The organism is Vibrio sinensis (assembly GCF_003605645.1).
GTDB classification, from domain to species: domain Bacteria; phylum Pseudomonadota; class Gammaproteobacteria; order Enterobacterales; family Vibrionaceae; genus Vibrio; species Vibrio sinensis.
In genome coordinates this window covers 63082-79955 of sequence record NZ_QVMU01000023.1, presented here as the reverse complement: position 1 = coordinate 79955, position 16874 = coordinate 63082, and the positions used below count along the sequence as shown (strand labels likewise).

14 protein-coding genes are annotated in these 16874 nt (G+C 41.6%); 9 read left to right on the top strand and 5 right to left on the bottom strand.

The annotated features are described in order from the left end of the window. Nucleotides 1-170: 170 nt before the first annotated feature. The gene (locus tag DZ860_RS18700; protein WP_120034312.1) at nucleotides 171-407 is read right to left on the bottom strand and encodes a hypothetical protein; all 237 of its coding nucleotides are present in this window, start codon (nucleotides 405-407) and stop codon (nucleotides 171-173) included. Nucleotides 408-829: 422 nt separating this feature from the next. Here DZ860_RS18700 and epd point away from each other — a divergent pair, with 422 nt between their 5' ends. From epd to mscS, 4 genes are all read left to right on the top strand, one after another. Continuing rightward, nucleotides 830-1855 (top strand): erythrose-4-phosphate dehydrogenase, encoded by a 1026-nt coding sequence (gene epd, locus DZ860_RS18695; RefSeq protein ID WP_120034310.1) that lies wholly within the window; start codon nucleotides 830-832, stop codon nucleotides 1853-1855. A gap of 152 nt (nucleotides 1856-2007) precedes the next feature. Next, nucleotides 2008-3168, top strand: coding sequence for a phosphoglycerate kinase (locus DZ860_RS18690; RefSeq protein WP_120034308.1), 1161 nt, complete (start codon nucleotides 2008-2010; stop codon nucleotides 3166-3168). Nucleotides 3169-3322: 154 nt separating this feature from the next. After that, nucleotides 3323-4399: a class II fructose-bisphosphate aldolase gene (gene fbaA / locus DZ860_RS18685; RefSeq protein ID WP_120034306.1), complete on the top strand. Its 1077-nt coding sequence runs from the start codon at nucleotides 3323-3325 to the stop codon at nucleotides 4397-4399. A 371-nt stretch (nucleotides 4400-4770) separates the two neighbouring features. Then, on the top strand, nucleotides 4771-5637 hold the full coding sequence (gene mscS, locus DZ860_RS18680) for a small-conductance mechanosensitive channel MscS (protein WP_120034304.1): 867 nt from the start codon (nucleotides 4771-4773) through the stop codon (nucleotides 5635-5637). An 86-nt stretch (nucleotides 5638-5723) separates the two neighbouring features. On the opposite strand, the gene DZ860_RS18675 is transcribed toward mscS, so the two are convergent. Further along, nucleotides 5724-6353 carry a LysE/ArgO family amino acid transporter gene (locus DZ860_RS18675; RefSeq protein WP_120034302.1) on the bottom strand — a complete coding sequence of 210 codons (630 nt, stop codon included), beginning with the start codon at nucleotides 6351-6353 and terminating at the stop codon, nucleotides 5724-5726. A 128-nt stretch (nucleotides 6354-6481) separates the two neighbouring features. Between DZ860_RS18675 and DZ860_RS18670 the strand changes: the two genes are divergently transcribed. The 3 genes from DZ860_RS18670 (at nucleotide 6482) to DZ860_RS18660 (ending at nucleotide 10264) form a co-directional block, all read left to right on the top strand. Beyond that, nucleotides 6482-7378 (top strand): LysR family transcriptional regulator ArgP, encoded by an 897-nt coding sequence (locus DZ860_RS18670; protein WP_120034300.1) that lies wholly within the window; start codon nucleotides 6482-6484, stop codon nucleotides 7376-7378. Between the two features lie 164 nt (nucleotides 7379-7542). Beyond that, nucleotides 7543-8238: an oxidative stress defense protein gene (locus DZ860_RS18665; protein ID WP_120034320.1), complete on the top strand. Its 696-nt coding sequence runs from the start codon at nucleotides 7543-7545 to the stop codon at nucleotides 8236-8238. Nucleotides 8239-8383: 145 nt separating this feature from the next. After that, entirely contained in the window at nucleotides 8384-10264 is a 1881-nt protein-coding gene (locus DZ860_RS18660; protein ID WP_243641886.1) for a sensor domain-containing diguanylate cyclase, read from the top strand. 33 nt (nucleotides 10265-10297) lie between these two features. Here DZ860_RS18660 and DZ860_RS18655 read toward each other — a convergent pair whose 3' ends face one another. Continuing rightward, nucleotides 10298-10966 (bottom strand): GntR family transcriptional regulator, encoded by a 669-nt coding sequence (locus tag DZ860_RS18655; protein WP_279386839.1) that lies wholly within the window; start codon nucleotides 10964-10966, stop codon nucleotides 10298-10300. Nucleotides 10967-11136: 170 nt separating this feature from the next. After that, nucleotides 11137-12549, bottom strand: coding sequence for a pyruvate kinase PykF (gene pykF, locus DZ860_RS18650; RefSeq protein ID WP_120034297.1), 1413 nt, complete (start codon nucleotides 12547-12549; stop codon nucleotides 11137-11139). A 430-nt stretch (nucleotides 12550-12979) separates the two neighbouring features. On the opposite strand from pykF, the gene DZ860_RS18645 reads away from it, so the two are divergent. Next, the gene (locus DZ860_RS18645) at nucleotides 12980-13741 is read left to right on the top strand and encodes a DeoR/GlpR family DNA-binding transcription regulator (protein WP_120034295.1); all 762 of its coding nucleotides are present in this window, start codon (nucleotides 12980-12982) and stop codon (nucleotides 13739-13741) included. Between the two features lie 85 nt (nucleotides 13742-13826). Beyond that, complete coding sequence (gene glmS / locus DZ860_RS18640; protein ID WP_120034293.1) at nucleotides 13827-15659, top strand: glutamine--fructose-6-phosphate transaminase (isomerizing); 1833 nt, start codon at nucleotides 13827-13829, stop codon at nucleotides 15657-15659. 129 nt (nucleotides 15660-15788) lie between these two features. Here glmS and DZ860_RS18635 read toward each other — a convergent pair whose 3' ends face one another. Further along, nucleotides 15789-16703 carry a DMT family transporter gene (locus DZ860_RS18635; protein ID WP_120034291.1) on the bottom strand — a complete coding sequence of 305 codons (915 nt, stop codon included), beginning with the start codon at nucleotides 16701-16703 and terminating at the stop codon, nucleotides 15789-15791. Nucleotides 16704-16874 lie beyond the last annotated feature (171 nt).

Below are 16874 nucleotides of genomic sequence, written 5' to 3'. Positions count from 1 at the left end.
GAGTTGAGGGACAATGGCAAACGGCTAATACTTCCTAAAAAGAGAAAAAGAAAGCCTTACCCCAGAGCTGTGCTAAAAAAAGCGCAAAAATACCCCTCACGCTCTAGAGATAAAAATGCCACTCGCTCTTAAGCGAGTGGCATTAAGCGATGTGCTCGGTTTTTTTATGTCTATTCAAACTCATTACCTTTATTGTTCAGCTCTTTGTGACCACAAACTTTGCACTCAACGTAGCGATCCATATCGTAGTATTCACCGCCATTGATAAAGGTATGTGCGAGTAATTTGATACGACCAAGTAGTGAAGTATCAGTATCGTAGCTGCTTGGCTTACGCACCATAACTTCAGTATGTGGTGTATCTGACTGACATTTTTTACAAAAGTGTGAAGCGGGATATGACAACATAACCTTTTCCTTTGGTTGTTAAACGGTAAGAAAAATCGCCGCAGGTTGCTGCACACTTTCCCACATCCTAGCAGTGATGAAGTGTAAATTGTTAAAGACATCAAGGATTACATAAGTGTATCGTGAGGGGCTGAGTAATACGTCACTCTTTTGCTGCTTATAGAGGGGATCGAGTACCATCGGAAACCGATAGAACACATATAATAAAAGCGATAGTAGAAAACGTAGTGAACACTGCGAAAGAATTGCTAGCGTAATTGTTATTACAGTGATGACAACGACAAAGTAGAAAAAAACGAGCCATAATTGCTCGGTTTTTTTATTTATGCTTACTGGTAGACGTTCTTAGCGTGAGCTGAGTGCGGTTTAATTTAGGGTGAAGTAGTATCCTTTCACACAAAAATAGTGAGGATAAAAACATCATGTTGAGAGTTGCGATCAATGGATTTGGACGTATCGGTCGTAATGTACTTCGAGCGGTATATGAAAGCGGTAAGAGCCAAGAGATTAAAGTAGTAGCAGTCAATGAACTTGCTCAGCCTGATGCGATGGCTCATCTTCTAAAATATGATACGACACATGGGCGCTTTGGCAAAAAGGTTACTCATGATCAAGAGCATATTTATATTCATCATGACAGCAGTGAATTTGATTCAATTCGTCTGCTTCACCTCCCTGAAATCAACTTATTGCCTTGGCGAGATCTCGAGGTTGATATTGTGTTGGATTGTACCGGTGTCTTTGGTTCAAAGGCTGACGGGCTAGAACATATCCAAGCTGGGGCTAAAAAAGTGTTGTTTTCACACCCTGGTGAAAGCGACCTAGACAACACTATTATTTACGGTGTGAACCATGAAACTTTAACCGCTGACCATATAGTTGTATCGAGTGGCTCTTGCACCACGAACTGTATTGTTCCTGTTATCAAAGTACTTGATGATGCATTTGGTATTGATTCAGGCACGATTACCACAATTCACTCATCAATGAATGATCAGCAAGTCATTGATGCCTATCATGGTGATTTAAGACGTACACGAAGTGCGAGTCAATCGATCATTCCAGTTGATACCAAGTTACATAAAGGCATTGAACGGATATTTCCGAAATTTTCCAACAAATTTGAAGCAATTTCAGTGCGCGTCCCGACAGTTAACGTTACAGCAATGGATTTAAGTGTCACAATTAGTACAAATGTGAAAGTTAATGACGTAAATCAAACCATTGTGAATGCATCCCAGTGTACATTACGTGATATTGTTGACTATACTGAAGCTCCGCTCGTATCTATCGATTTTAATCATGATCCTCACAGTGCAATTGTTGATGGATCCCAAACCCGGGTGAGCAATGGCCGCCTAGTCAAAATGTTGGTTTGGTGTGATAACGAATGGGGCTTTGCGAATCGCATGTTGGATACAGCGCTCGCAATGCACCTCGCCAGATAGCGGTCGGTGACAAGATGGAGAAATATTTATTTCACACCTTGAAATAAATTGTCAGTATCTCCATATCAGAAGTAGCTTAGAGAATTAACAGGCTTAGCAGGGTTGCTGAGTGTTCAAAAACTTTAATTATTTAATATTTGAGAGGACAAACCATGTCTGTAATCAAGATGACTGACCTGGATCTAGCAGGTAAACGCGTATTTATCCGTGCTGACCTAAACGTACCAGTAAAAGACGGTAAAGTAACTTCAGATGCACGTATTCTTGCGTCTCTACCGACTATCAAACTTTGCCTAGAAGCTGGCGCAAAAGTGATGGTTACGTCTCACCTAGGTCGTCCTACTGAAGGCGAATATGCAGAAGAGTTCTCTCTAGCTCCTGTTGTTAACTACCTAAACGACGCACTAGACTGCGAAGTTAAACTAGCAAAAGATTACCTAGATGGCCTAGAGCTAAACGCTGGTGAGCTAGTTGTTCTTGAAAACGTTCGCTTCAATAAAGGCGAGAAAAAGAACGAAGAAGAGCTATCTAAGAAATACGCAGCACTATGTGACGTATTCGTAATGGATGCATTCGGTACAGCTCACCGTGCACAAGCTTCTACTCACGGCGTGGGTATGTTTGCTGACGTTGCATGTGCTGGTCCTCTACTAGCTGCAGAACTAGAAGCACTAGGTAAAGCGATGAGCAACCCAGAGCGTCCGCTTGTTGCAATCGTTGGTGGTTCTAAAGTTTCTACTAAACTGACTGTTCTTGAGTCTCTATCTAAAATTGCTGACCAACTTGTTGTTGGTGGTGGTATCGCGAACACATTCATTGCAGCTGAAGGCCACAATGTAGGTAAGTCTCTATACGAAGCTGATCTAGTTGAAACTGCTAAAAAGCTAATGGAAGAGTGTGCGATTCCAGTAGCAACTGACGTTGCTTGTGCAAAAGCATTTGATGAAAACGCAGAAGCTGAAATCAAGAATGTTGCTGACGTTCAAGATGACGACATGATCTTCGACCTAGGTCCAGATTCAACTGCAGTTCTAGCGGACATCATCGCTAACGCAAAAACTATCCTTTGGAATGGTCCTGTAGGCGTATTTGAGTTCAAGAACTTCGAAGCGGGTACTAAAGGTATTTCTGAAGCAATCGCTAAGTCTGCAGGTTTCTCTGTAGCTGGCGGTGGTGACACGCTAGCAGCTATCGACAAGTTCGGTATCAAAGCTGATGTTTCTTACATCTCTACTGGCGGTGGCGCTTTCCTTGAGTTCGTAGAAGGTAAAGTACTTCCAGCAGTTGAAATGCTAGAGTCACGCGCTAAATAATTATTTGAAAGCGGGAGAGCAATCTCCCGCTTTCTTGTTTGCTGCAAGCAGGTATTAACTCTGTTAGAATAACCTGAGTTGTGAGCAAACGTTTGCAAGATTTTTAATTTCACAAGTTTTATATATAAAACGACAGATAAATAGGACTACATCCATGTCTAAGATCTTCGACTTCGTAAAACCAGGTGTTATCTCTGGTGATGACGTTCAGAAAGTATTTGAAGTAGCAAAAGAAAACAAATTTGCTCTTCCTGCAGTAAACGTTGTTAACACTGATACTATCAACGGTGTTCTAGAAGCAGCTTCTAAAGTTAAAGCTCCAGTAGTTATTCAATTCTCTAACGGTGGCGCTGGCTTCTTTGCTGGTAAAGGCGTTAAACTTGAAGGTCAAGGTGCTCAAATCCTTGGCGCAGTAGCTGGCGCGAAATACGTTCACGCTGTTGCTGAAGCTTACGGTATTCCAGTAATTCTACATACTGACCATGCTGCTAAGAAACTACTACCATGGATCGACGGTCTACTAGACGCAGGTGAAGAATACTTCGCTCAAACTGGTAAGCCTCTATTCTCTTCTCACATGATTGACCTTTCTGAAGAGTCACTAGAAGAGAACATCGAAATCTGTGCAAAATACCTAGAGCGCATGGAAAAAATGGGTATGACTCTAGAGTTTGAACTAGGTTGTACTGGTGGTGAAGAAGACGGCGTAGACAACTCTGATATGGATCAGTCTGAGCTATACACTTCTCCAGAAGACGTTGCATACGCATACGAGAAACTAAGCCCAATCAGCCACCGTTTCACTATCGCAGCATCTTTCGGTAACGTACACGGTGTTTACCAAGCAGGTAACGTTGTACTAACTCCAACTATCCTACGTGATTCTCAAGCATACTGTGCAGAGAAGTTCGGTATTGCACCTAACGCTCTAAACTTCGTATTCCACGGCGGTTCTGGTTCTACTGAAGCTGAAATCAAAGAGTCTATCAGCTACGGTGTTATCAAAATGAACATCGATACTGATACACAGTGGGCTTCATGGGATGGCGTTCGTCAATACGAAGCGGCTAACCGTGAGTACCTACAAGGTCAAATCGGTAACCCAACTGGCGAAGCTGCGCCAAACAAGAAATACTACGATCCTCGCGTATGGCTACGTGCTGGTCAAGAATCTATGGTTGCTCGTCTTGAGAAAGCATTTGCTGACCTAAACGCAATCGACGTACTATAATTCGTCTGATTCGATAGATTGAATAGCCCGCTCAATGAGCGGGTTTTTTTATGCCTACAGTTTGCCTCTGGGTATATAAACTAAGACAACGATAAGTTTGAACAAAAAAATGTGGCGAAATATAACCTGAGTGCGTACGCTTTAACTGGTCGAGATCGCACTAGGAAAGTAACCCTTTGTTTTAGAGTGTTTTTGCACAATCTTTACTTTGCTAAAGTGGCAAACTGGGCTATCTTGCCGGCAAACTGGCGTCCGTTCAGTCGCAATACCTGAATCAGTTGTTTGACACGGTTTAGGTACATAAGGATATTATCGTTAATTTAAAGCAGCACGAAGGCTATTTAGTCTCGTAAATCTAAGAGGAAATTTATATGGCAGGTGAGTCAACGGGGATTGAAGCTCCATTGGTAGATGGCCTTTCTCAAGCTCAAACTTGGTTAACCAACAACTCTGATCTTTTGGTTCAGTACGGCGTTAACATCATCTCAGCGGTTCTGATTCTATTTATTGGTAATATCGTTGCTAAGATGGTCGCTAATAGCGTAGCAAAAGTGCTAGGTAAAAAGAAAATGGATAAGGCAGTTGTCGAGTTTATCCATGGCATCGTGCGTTACACATTATTTGTTATTGTTCTTATCGCTGCACTAAGCCGCATTGGCGTCCAAACGGCTTCAGTGGTAGCTGTAATCGGTGCGGCTGGCTTAGCGATTGGTCTTGCTCTGCAAGGTTCACTATCTAACTTTGCAGCTGGTGTACTAATTGTGGGCTTCCGTCCATTCAAGTCAGGTGATTATGTTGAAGTGGGCGGTGTTGCCGGTAGTGTTGAAGCAATTCAAATCTTCCAAACCGTACTAAAAACACCAGACAATAAAATGGTTGTTGTACCTAACTCGGGTGTTATTGGTTCGCCAATTACTAACTACTCTCGTCATGATACACGCCGTGTTGATTTAACGATTGGCGTTTCTTACAGCTCAGATCTGAAGCTGACGAAGAAAGTAATCCAAGAAGCATTAGAAAAAGATGAGCGTATCCTGAAAGATCACGACATCACTATCGGTGTTGTTGCGCTTGCAGATTCTTCAGTAAACTTTGTTGTACGCCCTTGGTGTAAGACAGCTGATTACTGGGATGTGTACTTTGATTCTAACCAAGCAATCAAAGAGGCGTTAGATGCGAACGGCATCGAGATCCCATTTCCGCAAATGGATGTACACCTCAACAAAGTGGAAGCGTAATTACTTTTCGTAATTAGAATTTCAGGAAAAAAGCGAAGCCATGGCTTCGCTTTTTTTCGCTTGTTTAAACGTTTGTCTTTAAATCATTACCAGTATTGAATGATAAGTTGCTTAGCCAATAATGAGGCAATAAAAAACATCATTACAGCAACCATAATATCGATACCTTTTTTCACTTTTGGTTTTGACAGTGTTGGGCCAAGCTTTGCGGCACCTAATGAGAGTGAGTAAAACCAAACAAACGAAGCTAGGATTGTACCAATAGCAAAAGCAATACGATCTTGTCCCTCAAATTGTCCTCCAATTGAACCTAATATAACTACAGTATCCAAATAAAGGTGTGGGTTGAGCACTGTCACCGCCATAGCGCCGAGAATGACGGTTCGACGACCACGAGCCAATACGTGTTGCGTTTGTTCTTGTTTTTCTGGATTGCGAAATGCGCTCTTTAGCGCTAATGCACCGTAGATAGTGAGAAAAGCGATACCACCTAGGGTGACTGCTGTCAGTAGAACTTCATTTTGAGAAATAAGAGCTCCGCCACCAAAGATACCAAGAGAAATAAAAATTGTGTCGAGGCAGCCACAAGTTAATGCAGTGGTTAAGTGGTGGTTGCGTTTTATGCCCTGGTTAAGCACATAAGCATTTTGAGCTCCAATTGGAATTATCATCGTAGCGCCAAGGCCAAACCCTTGTAATAAAAGCCAAAAATTCACGTTTCTCTCCAAAGTGAATAGTTATTTAAATTTGATTTGGCAAAGATATAGCGCAATGAGTGATAAGTATAATTAATGATTTTAATATGATATAAGTCTTGCTAATGTTGATTTTCAAGGAATAAATGATGCGTGGATTAGACTATAAATGGATTGAAGCATTAGAGGCGGTAGTGAGTTCAGGCAGTTTTGAGCGGGCAGCTGAAGCCCTCTTTATTTCTCAGTCTGCGGTATCACAACGGATTAAACAGCTCGAAAAATTTGTCGCTCAGCCGGTGCTGATTCGCGAACATCCTCCTAAATCTACGTTGATTGGAAAGAAGCTACTCGGCCTTTTTCATCGTGTCCAGTTGTTAGAAAGTGAACTTGTCCCTGATTTATTTAGTCAGGATTTCGAACGTTCAGTACCAATCTCCATTGCCACTAATGCTGATTCACTGGCGACTTGGTTATTACCAGCGTTAACAAATGTCATGAAGTCCCGCCGTATAGAATTGAACCTCTCAGTATCGAGTGAAGCAAGAACCTTAGAAAAATTGAAAAGTGGGGAAGTAACCGGAGCCATCAGCATGGAATCAAGATCGATTTCAGGGTGCCAAGCAAATTACCTTGGACGAGTCGAATATCTCTGTGTGGCGAGCCCTGACTTTGCCGATCGTTACTTTTCGGATGGTGTTACACATCAAAGCTTAGTTATGGCTCCAACGGTGATTTATGATCAATACGATCAACAATTGGCTCATTTTTTAGAAGAGCATTTCGATCTTTTACCTGAAAATATGATGACTCATCGTGTTGCTAGTTCTGAAGCTTTCGTTAAGTTGGCTCTGGCAGGGGTGGCATTTTGCTTAATCCCTCGCTTTCAAATAGAGCAAGAGCTTTTAGATGCTTCGTTAGTGGATGTACTTCCCGGAGTGACAAGCTCATATGATATCTACTGGCATCACTGGCAGTTGGAAAGTGGACTCTTAAGTGAAATATCCCATGCTATTATTGCTTATGCGCAACAGTTATTGCCTAGATAGTCATATTCTAACTAGGAAACTATCGTGATAAATGAGCAAGTCATCGGAAAGAAAGGATTGAATAGAGTAGGTTAGAGTTATGTCATTTTGCGATGGTGTGGCTGATAATTAAAGTAGGATTCTCTATGATGTATGACATCCACGAACATAACGGTGAACACACGATGAAAATGATAGTGAAATACGCGTTGGTTTTATCTAGTTTGGTTAGTACGAGTGTATTGGCTGATGGTTTGAATTTTCCTCATCTTGAAACCACGGGCTACGGTGAAGTCGTTGCGACTCCTGATATGGCTGAGTTTTCGGTTAAAGTGGTTGAGACAACCATGACGGCTGAACAAGCAAAACAATCCGTTGATAAAGTAGTTTCTGGTTTCTTGAAGCATCTGAAAACGGCCGGTGTTTCAGAGCATAATATTGCCAGTTCTAATCTCTACCTTGCTCCTCAGTATCATTACCCTAAGAAAGGGCAGCCAGAATTAGTTGGCTATAGAGCGACTCGTACGGTTAAAGTGGTTGTTAATGACCTATCAAAATTGAATGGCTACCTTGATGTTGCTTTGCAGTCGGGTATTAACCAAGTCGATAATATTCAATTAAAAGTGAAAGATGAGGCGAAGTTTAGAGCTAAAGCTCGCCTTGCAGCGATTCATGATGCACAGGAAAAAGCCAAATCACTTAGCTCTGGATTTGGCAAAGAACTTGGCAGTGTTTGGCGTATAGACTACAACTCACCGAATGCTCAACCTGTATTGATGAGAGCGATGACGATGGATATGAAAGCGGAATCTAACGGCTATCAAGATTCTTCCCTTGTTATTCGTGATAACGTTCAAGTCGTCTATCGATTAGAAGACTAATATCGACTCACAGTGCAAAGCATGTGGAATTAACGCCTGAAATGTTTTTAGGCGTTATTTTCATCGCGACGTCTTATCCTAAATTGATGGTTAATATTAGAACAAAATCAGTGCTATACTGTTTTTGTACAATTTAGGAGTAAGCATGTCAATTCGACGAAATAATGGTTTTTTTTTCTTAATCACTACAACGCTTATTTTTATTTCTCTCATTTCTGCTCATTACCTTAATAAACGCCATCAGTTAATAAACGCAAATATCACTCAAACGGCAAATGATGCCCTTCATCAGTTGACTTACAGCGAATACGAGTATGACGGAGCTCGCACCCAACTTGCTTCTATTGTTGAATTGCTTTCACAGGGGCTGAATCTTTACGAATACGTACTTAATCCTACTGAGCCAAATCAACATTTGGTTGAGCGAGGGTGGGCTTCTGTTGCCAGAAATCAAAAATGGTATACACAAATTCGTTTTATTAACACGCAGGGAAAAGAAGCGATTCAACTAGATTACTCTAGGGCAGATGGCAGTGTGGAAAGTAATCATCACTATCAAGACATTAGTGATAGAGCCTTTTTTAAGTACGCAGAGACATTAAAAGAGGGAGAAGTTGGTCATTGGAGTATTGATTTAGAAATGGAAAATGGCCAATACACCATACCTTACCGACCCGCTCTACGTATCATTTCTCCCGTAACAACAAAAGGTAAGCGCTATGGCTACCTAGTGCTCAACGTTGATGTTGAATACCTTGTATCTCGATTGAATTTTGCCGCTACTGACGAGTTTGCGCCAGAGTTTATCAATGAGAACGGCTTTTATTTGTTGAGCTCTGTTTCCAATAAAATTTTTGGACATCTCCTTGAAGAAAGGAAAGCATTTAATTTTAAGAGTCTCTACCCGGATGCTTGGCTAGTGATGGAGAGCAAAAAGAATGGATTTGTATTGGATCAAGGGAATCTGTTTGTTTTCAATAAAGTTTCCATCGCGCCTAATCAGTATATCTATATGGTCGTTCATATTGATCCTGAAAGTTTATATCAACGCTCTCAAGCCAGTGTTAATGACCTTTTTCTTGAAGGGTTATTTTTCATTTTATTAGTTTTAACATTCACAATCCCCATCACTGTCGCGATGTTTTATTACCGAAAACGCAGTTCGGAAAGTCAACTTGCGAGAGCTGCACTGAGTGGAATGTCTGCGGTTCTCATCTCAGATAGAGAGCACTTAGCGATAAAGATTAATGATGAGTTTACCAAGTTAACAGGATTGAACTTTGAGCAAGTTGAGTTTAAAGATGCTATCCGTAATTTATTAGGTAGTGCTCATGATGATATTTACCAGCAGATGCTTAAAATCGTTATGGAGCAAGGTGTATGGGAGGGAGAAATCTCTTTCACACCGCTTGAGAAAACGGAGCAGGTCACAGCAATAATGCGTGTTCAGAGTGTGTGCACCCATGCGAGTAAGGTGAGCTATTACATTAGTTCAATTGTTGATATTACCGAACGTAAAGCATTGGAACATCAGTTACGTAGGTTGAGTGAAAAAGATGCTTTGACTAACTTATGGAACCGCAGAAAATTTGAGGCAGAGCTTAGCAACAGCGCAAAACAAGTTGAGCGATACCCTAATGCAATACACGGTTGTTTAGCATTATTAGATATTGATCACTTTAAACGGGTTAATGATGAATTGGGCCATGATGAGGGAGATCGAGTGATTTCTGTTGTTGGAAAATCACTGTTGTTGCTTTTGCGAGAAACAGATTTTATTGCTCGTATTGGCGGTGAAGAGTTTGCGATTTTAATGCCGCACACGCCTCTATCTGAAGCAAAATTAGCGCTAAACCGTTTGAGAGAGGGGATTGAATTGGATGACAATATTCCGATTACTGTCAGTATCGGTCTAACTAAATTGAGCGCTGATACGAAGCACTGCTATAAGGTTGCCGATAACGCCCTATACCAATCTAAGAGCCAAGGGCGAAATCGAATTTCTGTCTGGGACGAAGAACAGTAATAAGCGCATCGTCCCAAGCGTTATGCAGAGTAACTAAGCTGCATGAGATTGCTGTTCAATAACACTTTGAATTCGCAACATTGTACGGTGTAAATACTGGTCGTATTTTTCGGCTGCTTTCTCGGCATTTTTAGATAAAACCAACTTCATGATGATTTCATACTCTTCTGCATCTTCTGAACTGGTGTCCATACCGTGAGTTAATGCAAAATATCGATAGCGTTTAATTTGTTGTATTAAGTCAGAAAAGAAAGCAAACATGTTCTTTGAGTTGGCTCCCTCAAGCAACGCAACGTGGAACTGAAGTTGGCGTTCTTCCCACTCATCACAATCATGTTCTTGATTGATGACTTTTAGACGAGAAAGCTTATGGTAGGAAGTGAGGACATTGAGCTCCCACATTTCATCACCAATAGTGATCGCTTTTTGTAGTAAACCTGCCGCAACTAGGCGCAAGCTATCAAAGAGATCGGTTAATTCAAGTACACAAACAGGGGCAACCCAGCAGCCTTTTTGAGGCTCTAAAACAACATACTTTGTCCAAGAAAGCTGAACCAATGCTTCGCGAATCGGTGAAGCACCAACCTCATATTTATTTTTGAGTTCGGCAACGACTAGCTTTTGTCCTGGGAGTAGTTGAGCGGTCAGAATGTCCTGACGGATCATCTTGGACACTTTGTCAGTTAATGTCGGGCTAGACACGATATGTTCCTCATTCCTTGAAATAAGACTGGTACAACACCAGTATATTTTAACAGTACGGAATACTATCGCTGGATAATACAATGTGCTGAAAAATGAGGCAATGTTGGACATAAAAAAAGAGGGCATAGCCCTCTTTTTTTTAAATCATCTGGAATTCTACAAATGCTTTATAGAACGTGTACAGATGCTGTGTTAGTTGTGCCAGAAGCAACTAGTGCGCCAGATACCATCACTACGATATCGCCTTTGTTACCTAGGCCAGATTGTAGAGCGATTTCTTTACCATTGATGTAGAAGTCATCAGTGTTGCTGATAGAGTCAACAACAACTGGACGTACACCTTTAGTTAGAACTAGCTGAGCAGCAGTTTTCTTATTTGTTGTAAGAGCAAGAATGTTTGCGCTTGGGAAGTATTTACGAACCGAACGAGCAGATTTACCACCTTCAGTAGCAACAACGATTAGAGGAGCTGCTAGTTTTTCAGCTGTATCTACAGCACCTTTACATACCGCTTCAGTGATACGTAGACGTGGGCTGTCTAGACGAGAACCTAGTTCAGCTTTAAGTGCTGAATCAGTACGGTTCGCGATTTGAGCCATGATTGTTACGGCTTCAACAGGGTACTTACCTTTAGCTGTTTCGCCAGAAAGCATAACTGCATCAGTACCGTCCATGATTGCGTTAGCAACGTCGCCTGCTTCAGCACGAGTAGGACGTGGGTTGTTGATCATTGAATCAAGCATTTGAGTTGCAGTGATAACCATCTTACGAGCACGGTTACATTTCTCAATCATCATTTTTTGAGCGAAGATTACTTCTTCAGCTGGGATTTCAACACCTAGGTCGCCACGAGCAACCATGATGCCGTCAGAAAGCTCAAGGATCTCGTCAAAGTTATCAACGCCTTCTTGGTTTTCAATTTTAGAAATGATGTGGATGTCTTGGCCGCCGTTAGCGTTTAGAACTTCACGGATTTCTTTAACGTCAGCTGCTTTACGAACGAAAGATGCAGCAACGAAGTCAACACCTTGCTCACAACCAAATTTAAGGTCGTTTTTATCTTTTTCAGATAGAGCTGGTAGGTTTACAGAAACGCCAGGAAGGTTAACACCTTTGTTCTCGCCAAGTGCACCGTTGTTTAGAACTTTACATACAACGTCAGTTGCAGTTGTAGAGATAACTTCCATTTCGATTAGACCGTCATCTACAAGGATAGTGTTACCTGCAGAAAGATCTTGAGCGAAACCTGGGTAAGTTACAGCTACTTTATCAGTGTTACCTACAACTGTGATGTCAGTTGTGAAAGTGAATTCTTGACCAGCAACTAGATCAACGTCGTTACCGTTTTCTAGTTTGATTGTACGAATCTCTGGGCCTTTTGTATCCAGTAGGATAGCAAGTTGCTTACCAGTGTTTTCCATTACTTCACGGAAGTTTGTGATGCGAACACCGTGCTCTGCGTAATCACCGTGAGAGAAGTTTAGACGCATAACATTCATGCCAGCGTTTACTAGTTCAGTCAGTTTTTCTACAGATTCAGTTTTAGGGCCGATCGTACATACGATTTTGGTCTTTTTCATGGAAGATGCTCTCCGGTAAATATGGTTACAATTTGAAACTTTTGAATATTGTCTGAAGCGCTCGCTCAACGCTTTGCATTTTGTGCCTGCTCACGATGTTTTTTGCGGTCTATTTTTCAGCTTCAGTTCTGAAAGTCTTATGTCAATTTTAGTCATTTTATGACCAAAATGTTGCTGTTATTACCGTGTTTTATGGGGTTGCACCAGCATAACACCGCTAGGCTGCAAAAAAATGACGGTAATTTCTGTAATTTATTTTCTTTTCGCGTGCGAATTCTACCACCGAATCGAATCAATATCACTGATTAAGAATTGTCTTAGGACAAGGTTTTATCGCTATTTATTAATTTTTTAGGTCGAAATAAATAGACTTAAAAGTTTCGACTTGACTATAATATCTTTCATAACGAAACTTATTGATGATGAATAAATGTCGAAACGAAACACTCAGCTAAGAAGATACACGATTTCAAATTTAGTAAATGAGAAAGGAGAAGTCAGTGTTGAAGAGCTGTCTATTCAGTTTGAAACCTCAGAAGTCACGATTAGAAAGGACTTAGCCTCTTTAGAAAAAAATGGTCAGTTATTGCGCCGTTACGGTGGTGCGATTGCATTACCTACGGAAGTTATTACTGAAGGTTTATCCGAAAATGTTTCGATTCGTAAGAATGCATTGGCTGAAGCTGCCGCTAATTTGATTCGAGATCATAACCGTATCGTGATTGATAGTGGTAGCACTACAGCGGCATTGATTCAGCGACTCAATAGTAAAAGAGGTTTAGTTGTTATGACGAACTCTCTGACGGTCGCGAATGCTCTAAATGAATTAGAAAGTGAACCACATTTGTTAATGACAGGTGGAACTTGGGATCAGCACTCAGAGTCTTTTCAAGGCAAAGTGGCTGAAACAGTACTACGTTCTTATGACTTCGATCAGTTATTTATTGGTGCCGATGGCGTTGATTTGACCCGAGGAACGACTACGTTTAACGAGCTTGTTGGCCTAAGCAATGTCATGGCTGAAGTGTCACGTGAAGTCATCGTCATGGTTGAATCTGAAAAAATTGGACGAAAAATCCCGAACTTAGAATTGAGCTGGGATGCGATCGATATTTTGATTACGAATAATGACTTATCACCAGATGAAAAAGCTGAGATTGAATCCAACGGCGTCAAGGTGATTTGTGCTTAATTGGCTAATAGCCGAAGAATTTATAACTTCCAACTGACGGTCAAAGATGACTGGTTTGGACTGACAACACTACTGGAGTAGATTTATGTGCGGAATCGTAGGTGCAGTTGCACAACGAGATGTTGCTGAAATTTTGGTTGAGGGATTACGCCGTTTGGAATATCGCGGTTACGATTCAGCAGGTATTGCAATTGTTGATAGCGAGAATAATCTAACGCGAGTTCGTCGTTTAGGTAAAGTTCAGGCATTGGCTGATGCCGTCAATGAATCGCACGTTGTTGGTGGAACTGGTATCGCACACACTCGCTGGGCGACTCATGGTGAACCGTCTGAAGTGAATGCTCACCCCCATGTCTCTGGCGATATCGCCGTTGTGCACAATGGCATCATCGAAAATTATGAAGAGCTGCGTACGTCGCTACAAGAGCGTGGTTATGTATTCACGTCTCAAACTGACACCGAAGTAATCGCTCACTTAGTCGAGTGGGAACTTCGTAGTTCAGCTTCTTTATTAGAAGCGTTGCAAAAAACAGTGAAACAACTCGATGGTGCTTACGGTACGGTTGTGTTGGATCGCCGTGATGAGACACGTGTTGTTGTTGCTCGTTCTGGCAGCCCTATTGTAATTGGCCTAGGGGTGGGTGAAAACTTCCTTGCTTCTGATCAGTTGGCACTACTGAACGTAACTCGCCGCTTTATGTACCTAGAAGAGGGGGATGTTGCTGAGGTTACTCGTCGTGATGTAACTGTTTTTGATGCAAGCGGCGAACGTGTAGAACGTGATGTCGCAGAATCTAACGCTGAACACGATGCGGGTGATAAAGGTCAATATCGTCACTTTATGCAAAAAGAAATTTACGAGCAACCAACCGCACTAATCAATACTATGGAAGGTCGTATTAGCGGTGATTCAGTGATCACTGATGCTATTGGCGTTAATGCGAAAGATATCTTAAGCAAAGTAGAGCATGTTCAGATTATTGCTTGTGGTACTTCTTATAATGCGGGCATGACCGCTCGTTATTGGTTTGAGGATATTGCAGGCGTAAGTTGTGATGTAGAGATTGCTTCAGAGTTTCGTTACCGTAAATTTGTGACTCGTCCAAATAGCTTGTTAATTACTTTGTCGCAATCTGGTGAAACCGCCGATACGCTAGCAGCTCTTCGCTTAGCTAAAGAAAAAGGCTACATGGCAGCGATGACGATTTGTAACGTGGCGGGTTCATCACTCGTACGTGAATCTGATTTCGCCTTTATGACGCGAGCTGGGGTTGAGATTGGCGTAGCGTCAACAAAAGCTTTCACGACGCAACTGTCGGCATTATTGATGTTGGTTACTGCATTAGGTAAGCAACAAGGTCGTATTGATAAAGCTCGTGAAAAAGAAATTGTTGAAGCTCTCCATGCGCTACCAAACCAGATCAATCAGGCTTTATCGTTTGAAAAAGAGATTGAAGCGTTAGCGGAAGATTTTGCTGATAAACATCACACGCTTTTCTTAGGTCGTGGTGAGTTTTATCCGATAGCAATGGAAGCTTCACTTAAACTTAAAGAGATTTCTTACATTCATGCTGAAGCCTATGCTGCGGGGGAACTGAAGCACGGGCCACTTGCTTTGATTGATGCGGATATGCCGGTTGTGGTTGTCGCACCAAGTAATGAATTATTAGAGAAGTTGAAATCGAACATCGAAGAAGTTCGTGCTCGCGGTGGTTTGTTGTATGTCTTTGCTGATGAAGATGCAGGCTTTGAAGCGGATGATACGATGAAGATCATCACTATGCCGCATGTAAGTGAAATCACAGCTCCGATTTATTACACCATTCCAATGCAGTTACTTTCTTATTATGTTGCGTTGATTAAAGGTACCGATGTTGACCAACCACGTAACCTAGCTAAAGCGGTGACAGTGGAATAATTTATTCGCTATTACTGAACAATTAAACCTCCTGCCCACGATGTGCCGCTGGAGGTTTTTTTATGTCCGTTATTCTAAATGTATGGCTTACTCTGAAATGTGTATTTACCTGAATGGTATGACAATCTATTAGCAAGAAGCTTCTTGTGGGGAGAGTTCTTTGGAAGTCAGGCGTGACTCTTTGGTTTCCCAGCGCGCAATAAAAGCCACTGAAACAATGATAATCATTGCCCCTAACCACAAACGTCCCGGTGGAACCCAACCAAACATCATCCAACCCGCTAATACATTAAGTGGCAGCTTGGCATGATCAAATGGTTGTATAAATGAAGCATCTGCCACGGAATAAGCTTTTACGATCGCCCATTGTGCGAGAGCAGTGGTAATGCCTGCTGTGATTAACAGTAACCAGACGGTTGATCCTGATGGCATCTCCCATTCCGGTAAGGCAAGTAAAATATTAAAAGGCGTGATTAAAATAAGTAGGTAAATGACCATAGTTGAGGGGGAGTCAGAGCTTGAGAGTTTTTTTACCATTAGAGAGTAGCAAGCCCAGAAAAAAGCAGCGCCAACCGGTAGCATGGTTGCCCAAGTAAAGCTGTCTGCCCAAGGTTCTAAAATGATCATGGCGCCAATAAAACCCGCAATAGTTGCGCCCCAACGTGCAGTACCCACATGTTCTTTTAGTAATAGTCCTGATCCAATGGTGGCAAATAAAGGTGAAGTCATTAGAAGAGCTATGCCTTGCCAAATTGGAATGGGATATGCCAGCGCCCACAACCAAAGCTGGATACCGATCACCGACAAAAATACCCTGAATATATGTAGACCTAATGTTTTGGTTTTTAAGGAATGGCGAATCCCGAGGGTCTTTAGGTAAGGTAAGATAGCAATGAGGGCAATGGTATATTGGACTAAAGCGATAGTAGTAGATGGTAAGCCATAATGAATGCTGAGCCATTGTGCCAAGCTGTTCACCATAGCAAAAGACAAGCCGGCTGCTAACATCCAGCTAGCGCCTTGCGTGGCATGATGTTTATGCATATCAAATAAACTCTACAAATGATTGGATATAAAAACAAATCGCATTCAGTTTATTTTTAGAACATGAGTGTTATTTGTTTTTGTTAAGCTGACGTATAGAAGTTGATATTTAATCTATCAATGGATGAGTTTTGATAAATTAATTTATTAAATGGTAATGCTCATGAAGTT